Source organism: Streptomyces sp. JW3, assembly GCF_052216785.1.
In the GTDB taxonomy this organism is placed as follows: Bacteria; Actinomycetota; Actinomycetes; order Streptomycetales; family Streptomycetaceae; genus Streptomyces.
Window position 1 is genome coordinate 1 of record NZ_JBQOUX010000147.1, and the last position, 16,406, is coordinate 16,406.

Below are 16,406 nucleotides of genomic sequence, written 5' to 3' on the forward strand. Positions count from 1 at the left end.
CGCTCGGCCCGCGCCTGGGCGTCCCGGGCCCGCGCCAGCAGCCGGCGCAGTGCGGTGCCTTGCGCGAGTACGGCCATGGCGGCGGCGTAGGGGTCGCCGGCCGTCTCCTGGCGCAGCCCGGCGAAGTCCGCCGACTCCACCAGCGCGGTGACGAGCTGGTGGTTCACCAGCCGGGTGGGGTCCATCTCGGCGCGCTCCCGCAGCCGCGGGACGGTCTGGTACGCGGCCAGGAACACGTCGGCCAGCAGGTCGGTGGCGTGCGGGTGGCCCTCGGTCAGTTCCGCGGCGAGTTCCCGCAGACCGGCCGACTGCTGGTAGGTGTCCCGCCAGGCGAACCGTGCGAACCGGTCGGCGACCACGGCCGCGGTGTGCCGCTCGGGCGCCCCGGCGGACCGGCCGAGCCAGGTATCGGCCCGGTCCGCCAGCTCACCGAGGGTGGTCGCATCGCCGTTCACAGCCGGACCCGCGTCAGGCTCGCGTCAGTGCACACATGGCCGTTCACAACTGCGCCTGCACCATGCTCGCGTCCACGCCCAGCGCCTCGGTGAGCACGCGGGCGCGGACCGCGCGCCGGCGGCCGGTGACGCGGTCGATGGCGGTGGTGGAACGGCCCGCGCCCGCCGCCTCCGCGCGGAGTTTCTCCAGCCGTTTACCCGCCGTGGCGAGCTTGTGGTGGGCGTGCTTGATGACCCACTCGCTCAGCGCCTCGCGGGACTGCCCGGCCATCGCGTCGAGCTGGGCCTCCAGCTCATCGAGGGTGTCGGCGAGGTCGAGCGCCTCCTTGGCGTCCGGGTTGACCAGGTGCAGCACCTCCCGCTCGACGGTCGGGCGCTGGGCGGGCGAGTCCCACAGCACATGGGTCAGCACGGAGAGGTCGCTCGCGGCGACCGCCGGACGCCCGTCGAGGTAGGCGGACGCCTGGAGCAGGCGTACCGCCTGGCGCCAGCGGCGGTCGGAGGCGATGAGTTCCTTGCGGCGCAGGGCGGCCCGCAGGGTGCACACCGCGTCGACCACCGGGTCCGGGACCGCCACGTCCGGCACCGCCTCGGTCACGGCCTGCTGGAGCGCGGCCAGCGCCACGGTGGTGCGGACCGGCGGCTCGGGGCGGCTGACGGCGGAGCGGACCAGCGCGGCGAAGTTGGAGGGGTCGGCCAGGTAGCCGACCTCGACGCGGACCAGCAGCCGGTCGTAGATCGCGGCGGAGTCCTCGCCGGTGGGCAGTTCGTTGCTGGCCGTGATGGCGCCGATGAGGGGGCAGCGGATCGGCTCGCCGCCGTTCTCGGGGTGGTAGATCCGCTCGTTGAGATAGCCCAGCGTCTCGTTGAGCGCGGCCGTGGAGCACTTGAAGATCTCGTCGATGAACGCCACGTGCGCGGTCGTGGCGCGGCCCTCGTAGACCTGCCGGTACTCGCCCCGGGCCAGCGCGGCCACGTCGATGGGGCCGAACATCCGGGTCGGCGCGGTGAACTTCGACAGCAGGATCTCCCAGTACGACGCCCCCTCGACCCGGCCGGTCAGCTCCCGGGCCAGCTCGGACTTGGCGGTGCCGGGCGGGCCCAGCACCAGTGAGTGCTGACCGGCCAGCAGCGTCACCACCAGCGTCCGCACCACGTCGTCCCGCTCGTAGAAGCGGTCCGACAGCTCGTCGCTGATCGCCCGCAGCCGCGCGGCCGTGTCCCGCGCGTCCTGTGCCCCCATCTACGCCTCTCCCTCGAACCCTCGAACCCTCGGAACCCTCGCCCCGCCGCCCGACGCCGCCCGACGCCATCAGTCGCCCGCCCGGGCAACATAACGCGGATGGACCAGACCCGGGCCCGTCGTTCGTACCGGCCCGGTGGCCGACGCACCACCCCCGGCCGGCCGGCGCGGTACGGTCCACCGGCCGGGATGCGGCAGGATGAGCGGTCGCCGCTCGAACAGGTTGCCGAGCGGCGTGAACGCCCAACCGAAATCGAACAGGTGACGACGTGACACAACCCCGCATCCGGCCGTCGGCGAGCACTCTCGCCGCCGCTTGCGTCCCCGGAGGTGACCGGTGACCCGCGACCTCACCGCGAACGACCTGGTCGTGGCCGGCATCGCGCTGGCCACCGGGCTGCTGGCCGCCTTCCTGCTGCGCACGCTGCTGCGCTGGCTGGCCGGGCACGCCGACCGCACCCGCTGGAGCGGGGACGACGTGATCGTGGCCGCGCTGCGCACGGTGGCGCCGTGGGCGGCGGTCTCGGGCGGCGTCGCGGCGACCGCGGCGGCACTGCCGCTGACCGGGCCGGTCCAGCACACCGTCAACCAGGTGTTGCAGGTCCTGCTGATCTTCGTGGTGACGGTGTCCGCGGCCCGGGTGATCGCCGGGCTGGTGCGGACGGTCACGGCGTCCCGCTCCGGAGTCGCCGGGTCCGCCACGATCTTCGTCAACATCACCCGGGTGCTGGTGCTGGCCATCGGCTTCCTGGTGATGCTCCAGACCCTGGGCATCTCCATCGCCCCGCTGCTCACCGCCCTGGGCGTGGGCGGCCTCGCCGTCGCCCTGGCGCTCCAGGACACCCTGGCCAACCTCTTCGCGGGTATCCACATCCTCGCCTCCAAGACCGTGCAGCCCGGGGACTACATCCGGCTGAGCAGTGGCGAGGAGGGCTACGTCGAGGACATCAACTGGCGCCAGACCACCGTCCGCGACCTGTCCAACAACCTGGTGGTGATCCCGAACGGCCAGCTCGCCAAGTCGAACATGACCAACTTCATGCGGCCCGAGCAGGAGCTGACCATCACCGTCCAGGTCGGTGTCGCCTACGACAGCGATCTGGAGCAGGTGGAACGGGTGACGGCGGAGATCGTCACCGAGGTGATGACGGAGATCACCGGCGCCGTCCCGGAGCACGAGCCGGCCATCCGCTTCCACACCTTCGGCGACTCCCGGATCGGCTTCACCGTCATCCTGGGCGTCGGCGAGTTCAGCGACCAGTACCGGATCAAGCACGAGTTCATCAAGCGGCTGCACCGGCGCTACCGCGAGGAGGGCATCCGCATCCCCTCCCCCGCCCGGACGGTCGCCCTCCAGCAGGGCGCGGTGGTCTTCCCGCAGCAGCGCACCAGCCCGCCGCGGCCGCCCGCGGGCGGCGCGCCGCAAACAGTGGGCGAATCCACGGCGGACCCCTGTCGAGACCAGGCCGGTCACGAGATATCTTGATGTCGAGCAATGTTGCAGACGTGGAGCGGAGCACCGGTGACTGACTCGACCATCATCTATACGCACACTGACGAGGCCCCGGCCCTGGCAACGTATTCCTTCCTGCCGGTGGTCCGGGCGTACGCCTCGCAGGCGGGCGTTCCCGTGGAGACCCGGGACATCTCGCTGGCCGGACGCATCATCGCCGTGTTCCCGGAGTACCTCACCGAGGACCAGCGCATCCCGGACGCCCTCGCCGAGCTGGGCGAGCTGGCCAAGACCCCCGCGGCCAACATCATCAAGCTGCCGAACATCTCGGCGTCGATCCCGCAGCTCAAGGCCGCCGTCGCCGAGCTTCAGGCGCAGGGCTACGCGCTGCCGGACTACCCGGACGACCCGAAGACCGACGAGGAGCGCGACATCCGCGCCCGCTACGACAAGGTCAAGGGCTCCGCGGTCAACCCGGTGCTGCGCGAGGGCAACTCCGACCGCCGCGCCCCGGCCTCGGTGAAGAACTACGCCAAGAACCACCCGCACCGCATGGGCGCCTGGTCCGGCGAGTCGAAGACCAACGTGGCGACCATGGGCGAGAACGACTTCCGCTCCACCGAGAAGTCCGCGGTGGTCGCCGCGGACGGCACCCTGCGGATCGAGCTGGTCGGCGACGACGGCACCACCACCGTGCTGCGCGAGTCCGTCCCGGTGAAGAAGGACGAGGTGGTCGACGCCTCGGTGCTGCGCGTCGCCGCGCTGCGCGAGTTCCTCACCGCGCAGGTCGCCCGTGCCAAGGCCGAGGGCATCCTGTACTCCGTGCACCTGAAGGCCACGATGATGAAGGTCTCCGACCCGATCATCTTCGGTCACGTGGTGCGCGCCTTCTTCCCGAAGACCTTCGCGCGGTACGGCGAGACGCTCGCCAAGGCCGGGCTGACCCCGAACGACGGTCTGGGCGGCATCTACAAGGGCCTGGAGTCGCTGCCCGAGGGCGCCGAGATCAAGGCGTCCTTCGACGCGGAGCTGGCCGAGGGCCCGGAGCTGGCGATGGTCGACTCCGACAAGGGCATCACCAACCTGCACGTGCCCTCCGACGTCATCATCGACGCCTCCATGCCGGCCATGATCCGCACCTCCGGGCACATGTGGGGCCCGGACGGCCAGGAGCAGGACGCCCTCGCGGTGATCCCGGACTCCTCCTACGCGGGCGTCTACCAGGCCGTCATCGAGGACTGCCGGGCCAACGGCGCCTTCGACCCGTCGACGATGGGCACGGTCCCGAACGTCGGTCTGATGGCGCAGAAGGCCGAGGAGTACGGCTCCCACGACAAGACCTTCGAGATCCCCACCACGGGCACGGTCCGGCTGGTCGACCAGCACGGCACCGCCGTCCTGGAGCAGACGGTCTCCGCCGGTGACATCTTCCGCGCCTGCCAGACCAAGGACGCCCCGATCCGCGACTGGGTGAAGCTGGCCGTCACCCGGGCCCGCGCCACCGGCGACCCGGCCGTGTTCTGGCTGGACGAGGGCCGCGCCCACGACGCCAACCTGATCGCCAAGGTCGAGGCGTACCTGACGGAGCACGACACCGAGGGCCTGGACATCCGGATCCTGAACCCGGTCGAGGCCACCAAGCTGTCGGTGGAGCGCATCCGGCGCGGCGAGAACACCATCTCGGTGACCGGCAACGTGCTGCGCGACTACCTCACCGACCTCTTCCCCATCCTGGAGCTGGGCACCAGCGCCAAGATGCTGTCGGTGGTGCCGCTGATGGCGGGCGGCGGCCTGTTCGAGACGGGCGCCGGCGGCTCCGCGCCGAAGCACGTGCAGCAGCTGGTCAAGGAGAACTACCTGCGCTGGGACTCGCTCGGCGAGTTCTTCGCCCTGGTGCCCTCGCTGGAGCAGTTCGCCGAGGCCACCGGCAACAGCCGCGCCAAGGTCCTCGCCGACGCCCTGGACCGCGCGACGGCGACCTTCCTCAACGAGGACAAGTCCCCGACCCGCCGCGTCGGCGGCATCGACAACCGCGGCAGCCACTTCTACCTGTCCCTGTACTGGGCGCGGGAGCTGGCCGGGCAGAGCGACGACGCGGAGCTGGCCAAGGTGTTCGCCCCGCTCGCCGAGACGCTCACCGCGGGCGAGGCGAAGATCGTCGAGGAGCTGAACGCCGTCCAGGGCACCCCGGCCGAGATCGGCGGCTACTACCAGCCCGACCCGGCCAGGGCGGCCGAGGTCATGCGCCCGTCGACGACGTGGAACGAGGCGCTGGCGTCCCTCGCCTGATCCTCGGCTCCCATCCGGGAGCGTCTCGCGGGCACCCCGTCTCCACTCCGGTGGCGGCGGGGTGCCCGTCTGTCACCACCGGCGCCTGCCGTCCCCGTCCCCGTCCCCGGAGCAGTCTTGATCGACGCGCCGTCCCCCTTCGAACTGCTGCCCGGCGCCGCGCACTCCCCCGTGATCCTGCACGTGCCGCACTCCGCCCGGTCGATCCCGCCCGAGGTGCGGGCCGGGCTCGTGCTCGACGACGCGGAGCTGGCGCGGGAGCTGGACCACATCACCGACGCGCACACGGACCGGATCGCCGAGGCCGCGGCCGACCGGGCGCGCGTGACGCCCTGGCGGTTCGTCAACCGGCTGTCGCGGCTGGTCGTCGACCCGGAACGGTTCCCGGACGAGCGGGAGGAGATGGCGGCCGTCGGAATGGGCGCGGTGTACACCCGGACCACGCACCGCGCGGTGCTGCGGGCCGCCGGCACCGACCCGGGGCCGCTGGTCGAGCGGTACTTCCATCCGTACGCGCGGGCGATGACCGAGGCGGTCGCGGACCGGCTCGCCGCCACCGGCCGGGCGGTGATCGTCGACGTGCACTCCTACCCCAGCGAGCCGCTGCCCTACGAACTGCACGGCGCCGGCCCGCGCCCGCCGGTCTGCCTGGGCACCGACGCCTTCCACACCCCGCCCGCGCTGCTCGCCGCCGCGCGGGCGGCGTTCGCCGGGTGCGGGGGGACGGGGCTGGACAGCCCGTTCAGCGGGACGTACGTACCGCTGGAGTTCTACCGGCGGCGGGCCGAGGTCGGCGCGCTGATGGTGGAGATCCGCCGGGACACGTACCTGACCGAGCCGGGCGGCCCGGCCGGCCCCGGGCTGTCCCGGCTCGCCACGGCCCTGACCGAGCTCATCGACCTGGCCTCCCCCTGACCACCTGGGCGGCCACCGGCTGGAGCACTCCGGCGCGACAGGGGGCGGGGGCCCGGTGAAGGTGGGGGGATGACTCAGGAGACCGGCACGCTCACCGAACGGACCCCGCCCCCGGTGCGGGACTGGCCCGCGCTCGATCTGGACGGTACGGACTTCGACCCGGTGCTCGCCGAGCTGATGCGCGAGGGGCCGCTGACCCGGATCCGGCTGCCGCACGGTGCGGGCTGGGCGTGGCTGGCCACCCGGCACGAGGACGTGAAGCTGATCACCAACGACCCGCGGTTCGGCCGGGCCGAGGTGACGCGGCGTCAGGTGACGCGGATGGCACCGCACTTCAAGCCCCGCCCCGGTTCGCTCGCCTTCGCCGACCAGCCCGATCACAACCGGCTGCGGCGGGCGGTCGCCGGGGCGTTCACCGTGGCGGCGATGAAGCGGCTGCGGCCCCGGGCGCAGCGGATGCTGGACACCCTGGTGGACGGCGTGGTGCGGGACGGACCGCCGGCCGACCTGGTCGAACGGGTCCTGGAACCCTTCCCGATCGCCGTCGTCAGCGAGGTGATGGGGGTGCCGGCCGCCGACCGGGAGCGGGTGCACTCCTGGACCCGGGAGATCATCTCCACCTCGGGCGGGGTGGCGGGCGCCGAGCGGGCCAAGAACGATCTCTACGACTGGATCACGGGGACCGTCCGGTCCCGCGCGCACGATCCCGGCGCGGATGTCTACTCCCTGCTCGGTGCCGCCGTCGCGCGCGGCGAGGTCGCCGAGCAGGAGGCCGTCGGGCTGGCCGGCCCGCTCCAGATCGGCGGCGAGGCCGTCACCCACCACTGCGGCCAGATGCTGTACCTGCTGCTGACCCGCCCGGAGCTGCTGGCCCGGATGCGGGAGCGGCCCGCGGAGCGGGGCGCCGTCCTGGACGAGCTGCTGCGCTGGATCCCGCACCGCTCGTCGGTGGGCCTGGCCCGGATCGCCCGGGAGGACGTCGAGCTGCGCGGCCACCGCATCCGCGCGGGCGACCCCGTCTACGTCTCCTACCTGGCCGCCAACCGGGACCCGGACGTCTTCGCCGACCCGGACCGGATCGACCCCGGCCGGGACGCCGGCCCGCACCTGGCGTTCGGCAACGGGCCGCACTACTGCACCGGCGCCGTACTCGCCCGCATGCAGCTGGAACTGCTCGTGGACACCCTGCTGGACCGGCTGCCCGGACTGCGGCTCGCGGGCGGCGCCGACCAGGTGGCCTGGCGGCGCCGGACCATGATCCGCGGCCCGCGGACCCTGCCCTGTGCCTGGTGACACGGAGATCAGGCGCGCAGCCACTCGGTGACGACGACCTCGCCGCCGGCCCGCAGCCTGAGCGCGAACGGGCCGGACGGCGGTGCCTCGCCGGTGAACCGTCCCATGTCGTCGGCGGCCAGCGGCCGGGCCGCCCGGGGGCCGCTCAGCACCTCGATCCGGGCCGGCTGCGGCGGCAGCACCTGTCCGAACAGGCCCTCGGCGCTCACCTCGACGTCCAGGCTCACCTCCCCGGCGCGGAAGGTCAGCATCCGCGGCGAGTCGGTCTCCCCCCGGATGGGAAGCGCGTCGACCAGCGAGTCGAACGTCAGCTCGGCGAGTGAGGCGTCCAGGCCGTGCAGCGCGAACGCCTCCACGGCGATCCGGCTCAGCTCGGCCGGTATCGGGTCCAGGATGCCGGCCGCCTGCCGCAGCTCCTCCTCCAGCAGCGAGTCGTCGAACGCGCCGCCGTCCATGGCCTCGTCGTTGCCGTCACGCATCTCGCTCATGCCGCCCCCCGGGCTTCCAGTCGCGCCCGCAGGCGCCTCAGACAGCGCTGGCGCATCGGTCCGATACTGCCGACGGCGATTCCCAGCGCCGCCGACACCTCCTGATAGCTGGGCGGCGGCGACGCCATCAGCACGCGCAGCACCTGCCGGCACCGCTCGCCCAGTTCCTCGAACTCCTGCCACAGCCACCGGACGCGCTCGCTCTGGGCGGCGGCCTCCTCGGAGTCGAGCACCGACTCCTCCGGCGTGGGTTCGTCACTGACCCGGTCGAGCAGCTGCGGGTCGTCCGTCGGCGTCCACCGACGGGCCGCCTTGAGCACCTTGAGGCTCTCGTTGCGCGCGGTGCTCGCGAGCCAGGAGCCCGCCTTCTCCGGTTCCCGGAGCCGCCCCAGGTGCTGGGCGAAACGGAACCAGGCGGTCTGGTACACCTCGTGCGCGTCCGCGTCGGACAGCCGGTGCGCCCGCGCCACGGACCACACCAGCGGGCCCAGTCCTTCCACCAGCGCCTTCCAGGCCGCCGCGTCGCCGTCGGCGGCGGACTGGACTAGCGCCCCGACATCACTACGGTCCACGGCCCCACCCCTCGTGTACGACACGTCATCGTACGCCGTGGAGGGGGCCGTTCCGCCCGTCATGTCCCGTCGGCCGGGGAGTCGACGGGGACCGGTCGCCAGGTGGGCGGCAGCAGCGCCGGCACCTGGGCGCCGCGGACCTCCGCGTACTCGGTGTTCGCCGTCAGCAGTCCGCCGCGGGCCGCGCGGGCGTCGGTCTCCTTGTGCGCCGTCATGTGCGCGGCGATCAGACCGGCGACCACGGGGGCGGCGAACGAGGTCCCGCTCCACTGCGCGTACCCCTCGAACATCACCTGGTCCGGCTTGCCGGGTGCCTCGCCCGGCTCGCTCAGCAGCCCGGTGTGCCGGGGCGCCTGGCAGGTGCAGGCGTAGCCGAAGCCGTACCGGCAGGCGTCGTAGGTGGAGTGCTGGTAGACGTACGGGACGGGGGTCTCGAAGCCGGTGAGGGCGCTGGTGAGGCGCTCACCGGGGGCGTACGCCTTCACCCAGGCGCCGTGGTTGGAGAAGCAGGCGCCGAACTCGCCGTCGCCGCGCAGCGCGCCGACCGACAGCACGGAGTCCTCCCAGCCGGGCAGGTCGGCGTAGGCGGCGGGCCAGAACGGCGTGGCGCTGGCGTTGTTGCCGGCGGCGGCGACCAGCAGGGTGCCCCGCGCCCGCAGTTCCTCCATGAAGGCGTGCACGCCGAGCAGGCCGTCGGTGCGGCCGTTGGGGGTGCCGGCGGAGAGGCTGATGACGTCGGGCCAGCCGCCCTGGTCGACGGCCTCGAAGAGCTTGTCGCCGAACTCGGACTCCAGGATCGCCCCGGCGTCGTTGAGGGTGTTGCGTACCGTGATGTCCGTGTTGGGGGCGACGGCCGCGAGCAGCCCGGCGATGAAGGTGCCGTGGCCGACGTACTGGAGCAGGCAGCCCGCGTCGTCGCACTCCTGGATCTGGAGGTCGCCGCGGGTGTGCGCGAGCGGCGGGTAGGAGCGGTAGTCGCGCATGAGGCCGGTGTCGATGACGAGGACGCCGACCGCCGAGTCGGGGTCGTACGGCGTGCCGGCCGCCGCCGGGTTGGGCGGTTCGGTGCGCGGCACCGGAACGGGTTCGTCACCGGGACAGGCGTTGACGGCGATGTGCACCACGTGGTTGCGGCTGACCAGGCGGCGCTGGGCGCGGCCCTCGGCGGCGCGCAGCGACCGCAGCGCGTTCGCGACGGCCGGGTCGCCGGCGGCGGTGCCCTGGCCGGGGTCGCCGACCTGGATGCGGGTGATGCCGGAGCGGTTGGTCTCGGCGCTCGCGCGGCGCACGTGGTCGGCGGTCAGCCCGGCGGCGGCGGTGAAGTGCGCGCGCACGGTGTCCTCGACGACGCGCGCCTCCTCCCCGTCGCGGGCGAGGACGACGCCCTTCTCGTAGAGGAACTCGGCGGAGTCGTCGGGTCCCATCGCCAGCGGGACGTCGGGCATGGAGCGCTGGATGTGGCCGAACTGCTCGCGGAATCGCTGTGGTGCCATGGCGGATCCTCCCCCTGAGGCGGCGTTCGTCAATCAGAGTCCGAAGGCGGCCGATTGATACAGACCCGCACCTGTGTGACGTGGTGCGCTGGCACTACCATCCTTGAGGTGACAGCGGGAAGCGACTCGGTTTTCGATCTGCTGCCGATGGTGTTCGCGGCCCCGAACGAGGCACTGGCGCGGGCGGAAGGGCTGCTGGACACCGCTCCGCCGGCGCTGCACGCCTCGATCGCCCACCAGGTGATCGGCATCTGGCAGCGGGACTTCGGCGACACCCGGCTGGCGCTGGCCCATCTGCGCCGCGCCCGCGATCTGGCGGCCCGGGCGGATTCACCCGAACGGGAAGCCGATGTGCTGGCCACGCTCGGGGTGGCGCTGGTGCACACCGGCCGCACCCGGCAGGGACTGGCCGCCCTGGAGCGGGGCGTGGCGCGCGGCACCGGGCACACCCGGGCCCGGGTGCTGTTCCGGCGGGCGTACGCGTGGTGGGTGCTGGGCCGGCACGGGCAGGCGCTGGAGGACGTCCGGCGGGCGATCGTCGTGCTGCGGCAGGCGGGCGACGTCATCTGGACGGCGCGGGCGCTGACGCTGCGGGCCACGGTGCATCTGGCGCTGGGCGCGGTGGAGCGGGCGGAGGCCGACTTCGCGGCGGCGGAGGAGCTGTGGGGCGGCACCGATCAGGAGCACGACAAGGCGGACGCGGTGGAGAGCCGGGGGCTGGCGGCGTTCCGGTCCGGGGACGTGCCGGCGGCGCTGCGGCTGCTGGACGAGGCGAGCGAGCGGTACGCGGCGCTGGGCACGCCGATGTTCATGCTGAACATCCGGCGCAGCGAGGTCATGCTGGCGGCCGGGCTGGCGCCGGAGGCGCTGGCCGAGGTGGACCAGGCGATCGCGGTCCTGGACGGGATGGGCGGGCAGTCCACCCGCAAGGCGGAGCTGCTGCTGGTCGCGGCGAAGGCGGCGCGGGTGGGGGGCGACGCGCAGACCGCGATAGCGCGGGCGGCGGTCGCGGTGCGGCTGTTCGCGGCGCAGCGGCGCACCTGGTACGAGACGCATGCCCGGCTGGTGCTGATCGAGGCGCGGGTGGCGGCCGGGCGGGGTTCGGGGCGGCTGGTCGCGGACGCGGCGGCGGTGGCGGAGAAGCTGGCCTCCTTCGGGGCGCCGGCCGCGCCGGAGGCGTCGCTGCTGGCCGGGCGGATCGCGCTGGACCTGGGCTGGACGGCGGACGCGGAGCGGCATCTGGCGGTGGCGGCGCGCAGCCGGCGCGGCGGGCCGCCGCTGGCCCGGATGACCGGCTGGGCGGCGCAGGCGCTGCGGGCCCGGGCGGCCGGCTCCACGCGCGGGGTGCTGGAGGCCTGCCGGCGCGGTCTGGACGTACTGGACGACCACCGGATGACGCTGGGTGCCTCGGAACTGCGGGCGCGGGCCACCGCGCAGGGCGCGGAGCTGGCGGCGCTGGCGCAGGAGGCGTCGCTGGCCTCGGGCGGGCCGCGGCGGCTGCTGGTGTGGAGCGAGCGGTGGCGGGCCACGGTGCTGACCGCGCCGCCGGCCCGGCCGCCGGCCGACCCGGTGCTGCTCAGTGACCTGACCGCGTTCCGGGAGATCGCCGCGCGCGCCGAGGAGGCCCGGATGGACGGCCGTCCGGTGGCGGCGCTGGAGCGCGAACAGCGGCGCCTGGAGCGGGAGATCCGCTCGCGGACGCTGCACATGCGCGGGGAGGCGCCGGGCGGCGGCGACCGGTTCGACGTCGGCCGGCTGCTGACGGCGCTCGGCGGGGACGTACGGCTGGTGGAGCTGGCGGTGCTGGACGGCCGGGTGCAGGTGCTGCTGTGCGGGCAGGGGCGGGTGCGGCGGTTCGAGGCGGGGCTGCTGGCGGAAGCGGAGCGGGAGGCGGAGCACGTCCAGGCCGGGCTGCGGCGGCTGGCCCATCCGGGCGCGGAGGCCCGGCTGCCGGTGGTGGAGGCCGCGGGGCGGCGCCTGGAGGAGCTGCTGCTCGGTCCGGCGGCGGAGCACCTCGGTACCGGGCCGGTCGTGGTCGTGCCGCCGGGACGGCTGCACCGGGTGCCGTGGGCGCTGCTGCCGGCGCTGCGCGAGCGGGTGCTCAGCGTCTCGCCGTCGGCGACCAGTTGGCTGCGCGCCCGCGAGACCGCGCCGCCGCCCGGCGGCCGGCACGTCCTGGTCCGCGGCCCGGGTCTGGCCAGTGGCGGCGCGGAGGTCCCGCTCCTCGCCGAGGGCTACGGCGGTCGGGCCGCGCGCCCGGGTGACGCGTACGCCGGCGCGCCGGCCCCGGCCATCCCCCACCCGCGCGGCGCGCCGAGCCGGCTGGAAGACGACGGACCCCACCCGCGGGGCGCCGGGGGCCCGCCCGCGTTCCCCGGCGAGGAGTACCGCACGGCGACCGCCCGGCTCGCCCACGCGACCGGCACGCTGGAGGACCACGGCCCCCGTCCCCGGAGCGACGGAGGCCACCTCGCGTTCCCCGGCCAGGAGGACGGCCCGGCAGCGCCCCGGCTCGCGCACGCGACGCACGCGACCGGCGCCCCCGACAGCCCCGGCGAAGAGGGTCGCCCGGAGGCGTCCCAGCATCCCCACGCGCGGGGTGCGCCGATGGTGTTGGAGGGGGACGGGGCGCGGGTGCCCCAGGTGTTGCGGGAGTTGGACGGGGCCGCGCTGGCGCACATCGCGGCGCACGGGACGTTCCGGGCGGACAGCCCGTTGTTCTCGTCGTTGCGGATGGCCGACGGGCCGCTCATCGTGCACGACTTCGAACGCCTGGACCGCAGCCCGTACCGGATCATCCTGTCCTGCTGCGACACCGGCCGGTTCGCGTCGGTGGGCGCGGACGAACTGCTCGGCCTGGTCACCGCGCTGCTGCCGCTGGGCACGGCCGGCGTGGTGGCGTGCAGCGCGCCGGTCAACGACGCCGCGGTGGTGCCGTTGATGCTCGCGCTGCACAAGGGCCTGGACGCCGGGCTGTCGCTGGCGGAGGCGCTGCGCGACGCGCGGGCCGCGCTGCCGGGCGACGCGGTGCACCAGGCCACCGGCTGGGCGTTCTCGGCGTTCGGGGCGGCCTGAGCCGGGCCGGACGCCGAGCCCGCCCGGTCAGGCGGCGGTGCGCGCCCGGGACGGTTCCACCAGCCGCGGCAGCGTGCCCCGGTCGCCGCCGCCGAGGCGGGCGTAGGCGCTGTAGAGGTGGTTGCCGACGGTGCGGACGGAGAGCGTGAGCCGCTCCGCGATCTGCCGGTTGGAGAGTCCGGCGGCGGCCAGGGTGACGATCTGCCGTTGCCGGGCGGTGAGTTCGCCGAGTACCAGGCCGGACAGGGCCGGGGTCCGGGCGCCCTGGCAGCGGCGGGCCAGGGCGACGGCCCGGGTCCGGGCGGTGCGCGCGGCGCCGGGGTCCCGGTGCGCGCGGGCCGCCTGGGCGCGCGCCTCCGCCGCGAACAGCAGGAAGCCGCGCCGCTCCAGTTCCCCGGCGGCCCGGTCCAGGGCCGCCCCGTCGCGGCGCGCGAGGGCGTCCGCGTGGGCGGCGAACACCCCGGTCAGCCGCCCGGCGGCGGGCCCCGGCGCGCCGAGCCGTACGGCGTCGTAGGCGTCGTCGCCGACGGCGGCCAGGGCCGCGGCCAGGTCGCCGCGCGCGGCGGCGGACCAGACGGCGGCCCCGGCGTCGGTCACGGCCTCGCCGGACTGGGCGCGGGCGAGGGCGAGTTCGGTACGGCAGGCCGGGTCGCCGGGCGCGGTCCGAAGACCCTCGCGGGCCCAGGCCGCGGCCTCCCGCAGCCGGCCGCGCAGCCTGGCCAGCCGGGCCCGCACGGCGGCGTCCCGGGCCGGTACCCGGGCCCCCTCGGCGACCAGCCACTCCCCCACCGGCGCCGCGGTGTCGCGTACGTCGGCCCGCTCGGCGCGCCGGACGAGGGCGGCCGTCTCCGCCTCCAGGGCGCGTCCGCAGCCGCCGGGGGCGCGGGTCAGCCGCCGGGCCCGCAGCCGGCCGGCCGTGGCACGCAGTACCGGGCCGTGCAGGGGGTGGGCGAGGCGGACCGTGCCGTGCTCGTCGTCGACCTGGACCAGGCCCGCGGTCTCCAGCCGTTCCAGCACGTCCAGGTCGAGGTCGTCCAGGGCCGGCGCCAGGGGTTCGGCGAAGGCCAGCCGCTCCAGGGTCTCCCGCTGCCCGGGCGGGACCCGGTCGAGGACCGGCGCGGTGCGCTCCCGCAGCGTCGCGGTGACCGGCAGCGGGCCGCGCCAGGACCACTCGCCGGTGTCCTGGACCGTGCCGAACGGCCCCTGCTCGCGCAGCGCGCCGAGCAGTTCGCGCAGCAGCCGCAGGTCGCCGCGGCACAGGCGGTGCAGCCGGTCGGCGGTGAGCGGCTCGGGGGCGGTGCCGACGGCCACCGTGAGCAGGTCGGCCGTCTCCTCGCGGGGCAGCGGGCCGAGGCCGAGGCGGGGCAGCAGTTCGCCGGTCCACAGCCGGGCGACCGCCTCGGGCGCGGCGGCGGTGTCGGTGACGACGACCAGCAACCGGGTGCGGCCGTGCACGGCGAGCTGGTGGACCAGGGCGGCGGAGGAGTCGTCGAGCAGATGGGCGTCGTCCACCAGCAGCAGCCGGACACCGGAGAGCAGGTGGACGGCGCGGGGCAGCGTGACGCCCTCGGGCAGCAGGTGGGCGAAGGCGGCGAACGGCAGGTGCCGGGTCTCGGGCGTGCCGGCCGCGCGGACGTGGTCGGTGCCGGCGACCGCCTCGGTGACCAGCCGGGTCTTGCCGCGGCCCGCCGGGCCGGTGACCACGAGTCCGGGCCGGCCCGCGGCCACCGAGCGGCGCACCAGCTCCAGTTCGTCCGCGCGTCCGGTGAACGGCCAGGTCCCGCCCCGCGGCGTCGTCGCTCCCCGCTGCGGGGACGTCATGTCGAAAGTCGTCACGACAAGGAGAGTCCGGTTGCTCAGTTCTGATACAGGGGCAGTTGAGTAGCCCTCGACTCAGGCGCCGGGGCCGCCCGGACGGCACGCTGATCACATGACCGCCCGCTACTGCTCGCTTCCGCAGGCGCCGGCCCCCGCGTTGGCGCCGGGGCTGGCCGCCGAGCGGCTCGGCGCGCTCGTCGGCGGACGGCGGATGTGGGTCAACGGCACCGTGCTGCACTACTACTTCTTCGACGGTGCCGACGACGCCTCGGTCATCACGGTCCCGGGTACGGGCCGTACCCGCCGGGTGTCGTGGGTCGGGAGCGAGGAGCAGCGCGACCTGGTGCGCTCCTGCTTCCGTGAGTGGCAGGACCTCGGTATCGGGCTGGTGTTCACCGAGGTCGGCGACCGCTCGGAGGCCGAGCTGCGGATCGGCTTCCAGGCGGGCGACGGCTCCTGGTCGGCGGTGGGCAAGGACGCGCTCAGGGTCGGGCTGAACGAGCGGACCATGAACTTCGGCTGGGACCTGGCCGCGTCCGGCGACCGCTGCACGGCGCTGCACGAGATCGGGCACGCCCTGGGGATGCTGCACGAGCACCAGAGCCCGTTCGCCGGGCTGCACTGGGACGACGAGGCCGTCTACACGGAGCTGTCCGGGCCGCCCCACCACTGGAGCCGGGACCGGACGTACTTCAACATCCTGCGCAAGCTGGACGCGGACGAGGTCAACGGGGTCGTCTGGGACCCGCAGTCGATCATGGAGTATCCGTTCCCGTCGGGTCTGGTGCTGGAGCCGGAGCAGTACCGCGGGGGGCTGCACCCGCCCGGCACGCTGTCGGCCGCCGACAAGGAGTTCGTGCTGCGCTGGTATCCGCCGGCCCGGCCCGGCGGTCCGGCCGCGCTGGTGCCGTTCCGTTCGGTACCGCTCGGGCTGGGCGCGGGTGAGCAGGCCGACCTGGTCATCGATCCGCCGGAGACCCGCGACTACACCGTGGGGGTCTTCGGGGAGGGCGACACCGTCGTCGTGGTCTTCGAGGAGCGGGACGGCGAGCCCCGCTACCTGGCCGGCGAGGACGACGGCGGTACGCCGCACAACGCCACGATAGGAACACGGCTCGTCAAGGGCCGCCGCTACGTCGTCCGGGTCCGCCTGTACTCCGCGTGGGGTCCGGGCGAGACGGCGGTCATGTGCTGGTGACAGCACGGACCGCCACACCGGAGGGGGAGCGCCGCAGACCGGCGCCGGGGATGCGGCCGGGTGCGTTGCCTTCGGGGGAGGGAAACGCACTCGGCCGCGCCGCGGGGGGGGGGG

Annotated in this window: 11 protein-coding genes and 1 pseudogene; 6 read left to right on the forward strand and 6 right to left on the reverse strand. The window is 74.7% G+C overall.

Annotation, left to right across the window (positions count from 1 at the left end; translation table 11 throughout):
• Window positions 1-455, reverse strand: a pseudogene (locus ACTT8P_RS35175) (hypothetical protein); the annotation flags it as partial.
• Between the two features lie 43 nt (window positions 456-498).
• Complete coding sequence (locus tag ACTT8P_RS35180) at window positions 499-1,698, reverse strand: AAA family ATPase (protein ID WP_442835860.1); 1,200 nt, start codon at window positions 1,696-1,698, stop codon at window positions 499-501.
• A gap of 337 nt (window positions 1,699-2,035) precedes the next feature.
• Between ACTT8P_RS35180 and ACTT8P_RS35185 the strand changes: the two genes are divergently transcribed.
• The 4 genes from ACTT8P_RS35185 to ACTT8P_RS35200 all read left to right on the forward strand — a co-directional run bounded on the left by ACTT8P_RS35185 (window position 2,036) and on the right by ACTT8P_RS35200 (window position 7,648).
• A complete protein-coding gene (locus ACTT8P_RS35185; RefSeq protein WP_442835861.1) occupies window positions 2,036-3,184 on the forward strand; it encodes a mechanosensitive ion channel family protein in 1,149 nt (382 codons plus the stop codon).
• Window positions 3,185-3,220: 36 nt separating this feature from the next.
• Window positions 3,221-5,440, forward strand: coding sequence for an NADP-dependent isocitrate dehydrogenase (locus ACTT8P_RS35190; RefSeq protein WP_442835862.1), 2,220 nt, complete (start codon window positions 3,221-3,223; stop codon window positions 5,438-5,440).
• 117 nt (window positions 5,441-5,557) lie between these two features.
• Complete coding sequence (locus ACTT8P_RS35195) at window positions 5,558-6,355, forward strand: N-formylglutamate amidohydrolase (protein WP_442835863.1); 798 nt, start codon at window positions 5,558-5,560, stop codon at window positions 6,353-6,355.
• Window positions 6,356-6,424: 69 nt separating this feature from the next.
• On the forward strand, window positions 6,425-7,648 hold the full coding sequence (locus tag ACTT8P_RS35200) for a cytochrome P450 (protein ID WP_442835864.1): 1,224 nt from the start codon (window positions 6,425-6,427) through the stop codon (window positions 7,646-7,648).
• Window positions 7,649-7,656: 8 nt separating this feature from the next.
• Here the strand turns inward: ACTT8P_RS35200 and ACTT8P_RS35205 are convergent, their stop codons facing one another.
• The 3 genes from ACTT8P_RS35205 to ACTT8P_RS35215 are packed head-to-tail and all read right to left on the reverse strand — an operon-like array spanning window position 7,657 to window position 10,201.
• Window positions 7,657-8,136 (reverse strand): hypothetical protein, encoded by a 480-nt coding sequence (locus ACTT8P_RS35205; protein WP_442835865.1) that lies wholly within the window; start codon window positions 8,134-8,136, stop codon window positions 7,657-7,659.
• The gene (locus tag ACTT8P_RS35210) at window positions 8,133-8,708 is read right to left on the reverse strand and encodes an RNA polymerase sigma factor (RefSeq protein WP_442835866.1); all 576 of its coding nucleotides are present in this window, start codon (window positions 8,706-8,708) and stop codon (window positions 8,133-8,135) included. Before ACTT8P_RS35210 ends, ACTT8P_RS35205 begins: the two co-directional genes overlap by 4 nt.
• A gap of 59 nt (window positions 8,709-8,767) precedes the next feature.
• Complete coding sequence (locus tag ACTT8P_RS35215; RefSeq protein WP_442835867.1) at window positions 8,768-10,201, reverse strand: S8/S53 family peptidase; 1,434 nt, start codon at window positions 10,199-10,201, stop codon at window positions 8,768-8,770.
• 147 nt (window positions 10,202-10,348) lie between these two features.
• On the opposite strand from ACTT8P_RS35215, the gene ACTT8P_RS35220 reads away from it, so the two are divergent.
• Window positions 10,349-13,276 (forward strand): CHAT domain-containing protein, encoded by a 2,928-nt coding sequence (locus ACTT8P_RS35220; protein ID WP_442835869.1) that lies wholly within the window; start codon window positions 10,349-10,351, stop codon window positions 13,274-13,276.
• A gap of 27 nt (window positions 13,277-13,303) precedes the next feature.
• Here the strand turns inward: ACTT8P_RS35220 and ACTT8P_RS35225 are convergent, their stop codons facing one another.
• The gene (locus tag ACTT8P_RS35225) at window positions 13,304-15,097 is read right to left on the reverse strand and encodes a LuxR family transcriptional regulator AbsR2 (protein WP_442835870.1); all 1,794 of its coding nucleotides are present in this window, start codon (window positions 15,095-15,097) and stop codon (window positions 13,304-13,306) included.
• A gap of 109 nt (window positions 15,098-15,206) precedes the next feature.
• On the opposite strand from ACTT8P_RS35225, the gene absR1 reads away from it, so the two are divergent.
• A complete protein-coding gene (gene absR1, locus ACTT8P_RS35230) occupies window positions 15,207-16,292 on the forward strand; it encodes a beta-glucuronidase AbsR1 (protein WP_442835868.1) in 1,086 nt (361 codons plus the stop codon).
• Window positions 16,293-16,406: the final 114 nt, after the last annotated feature.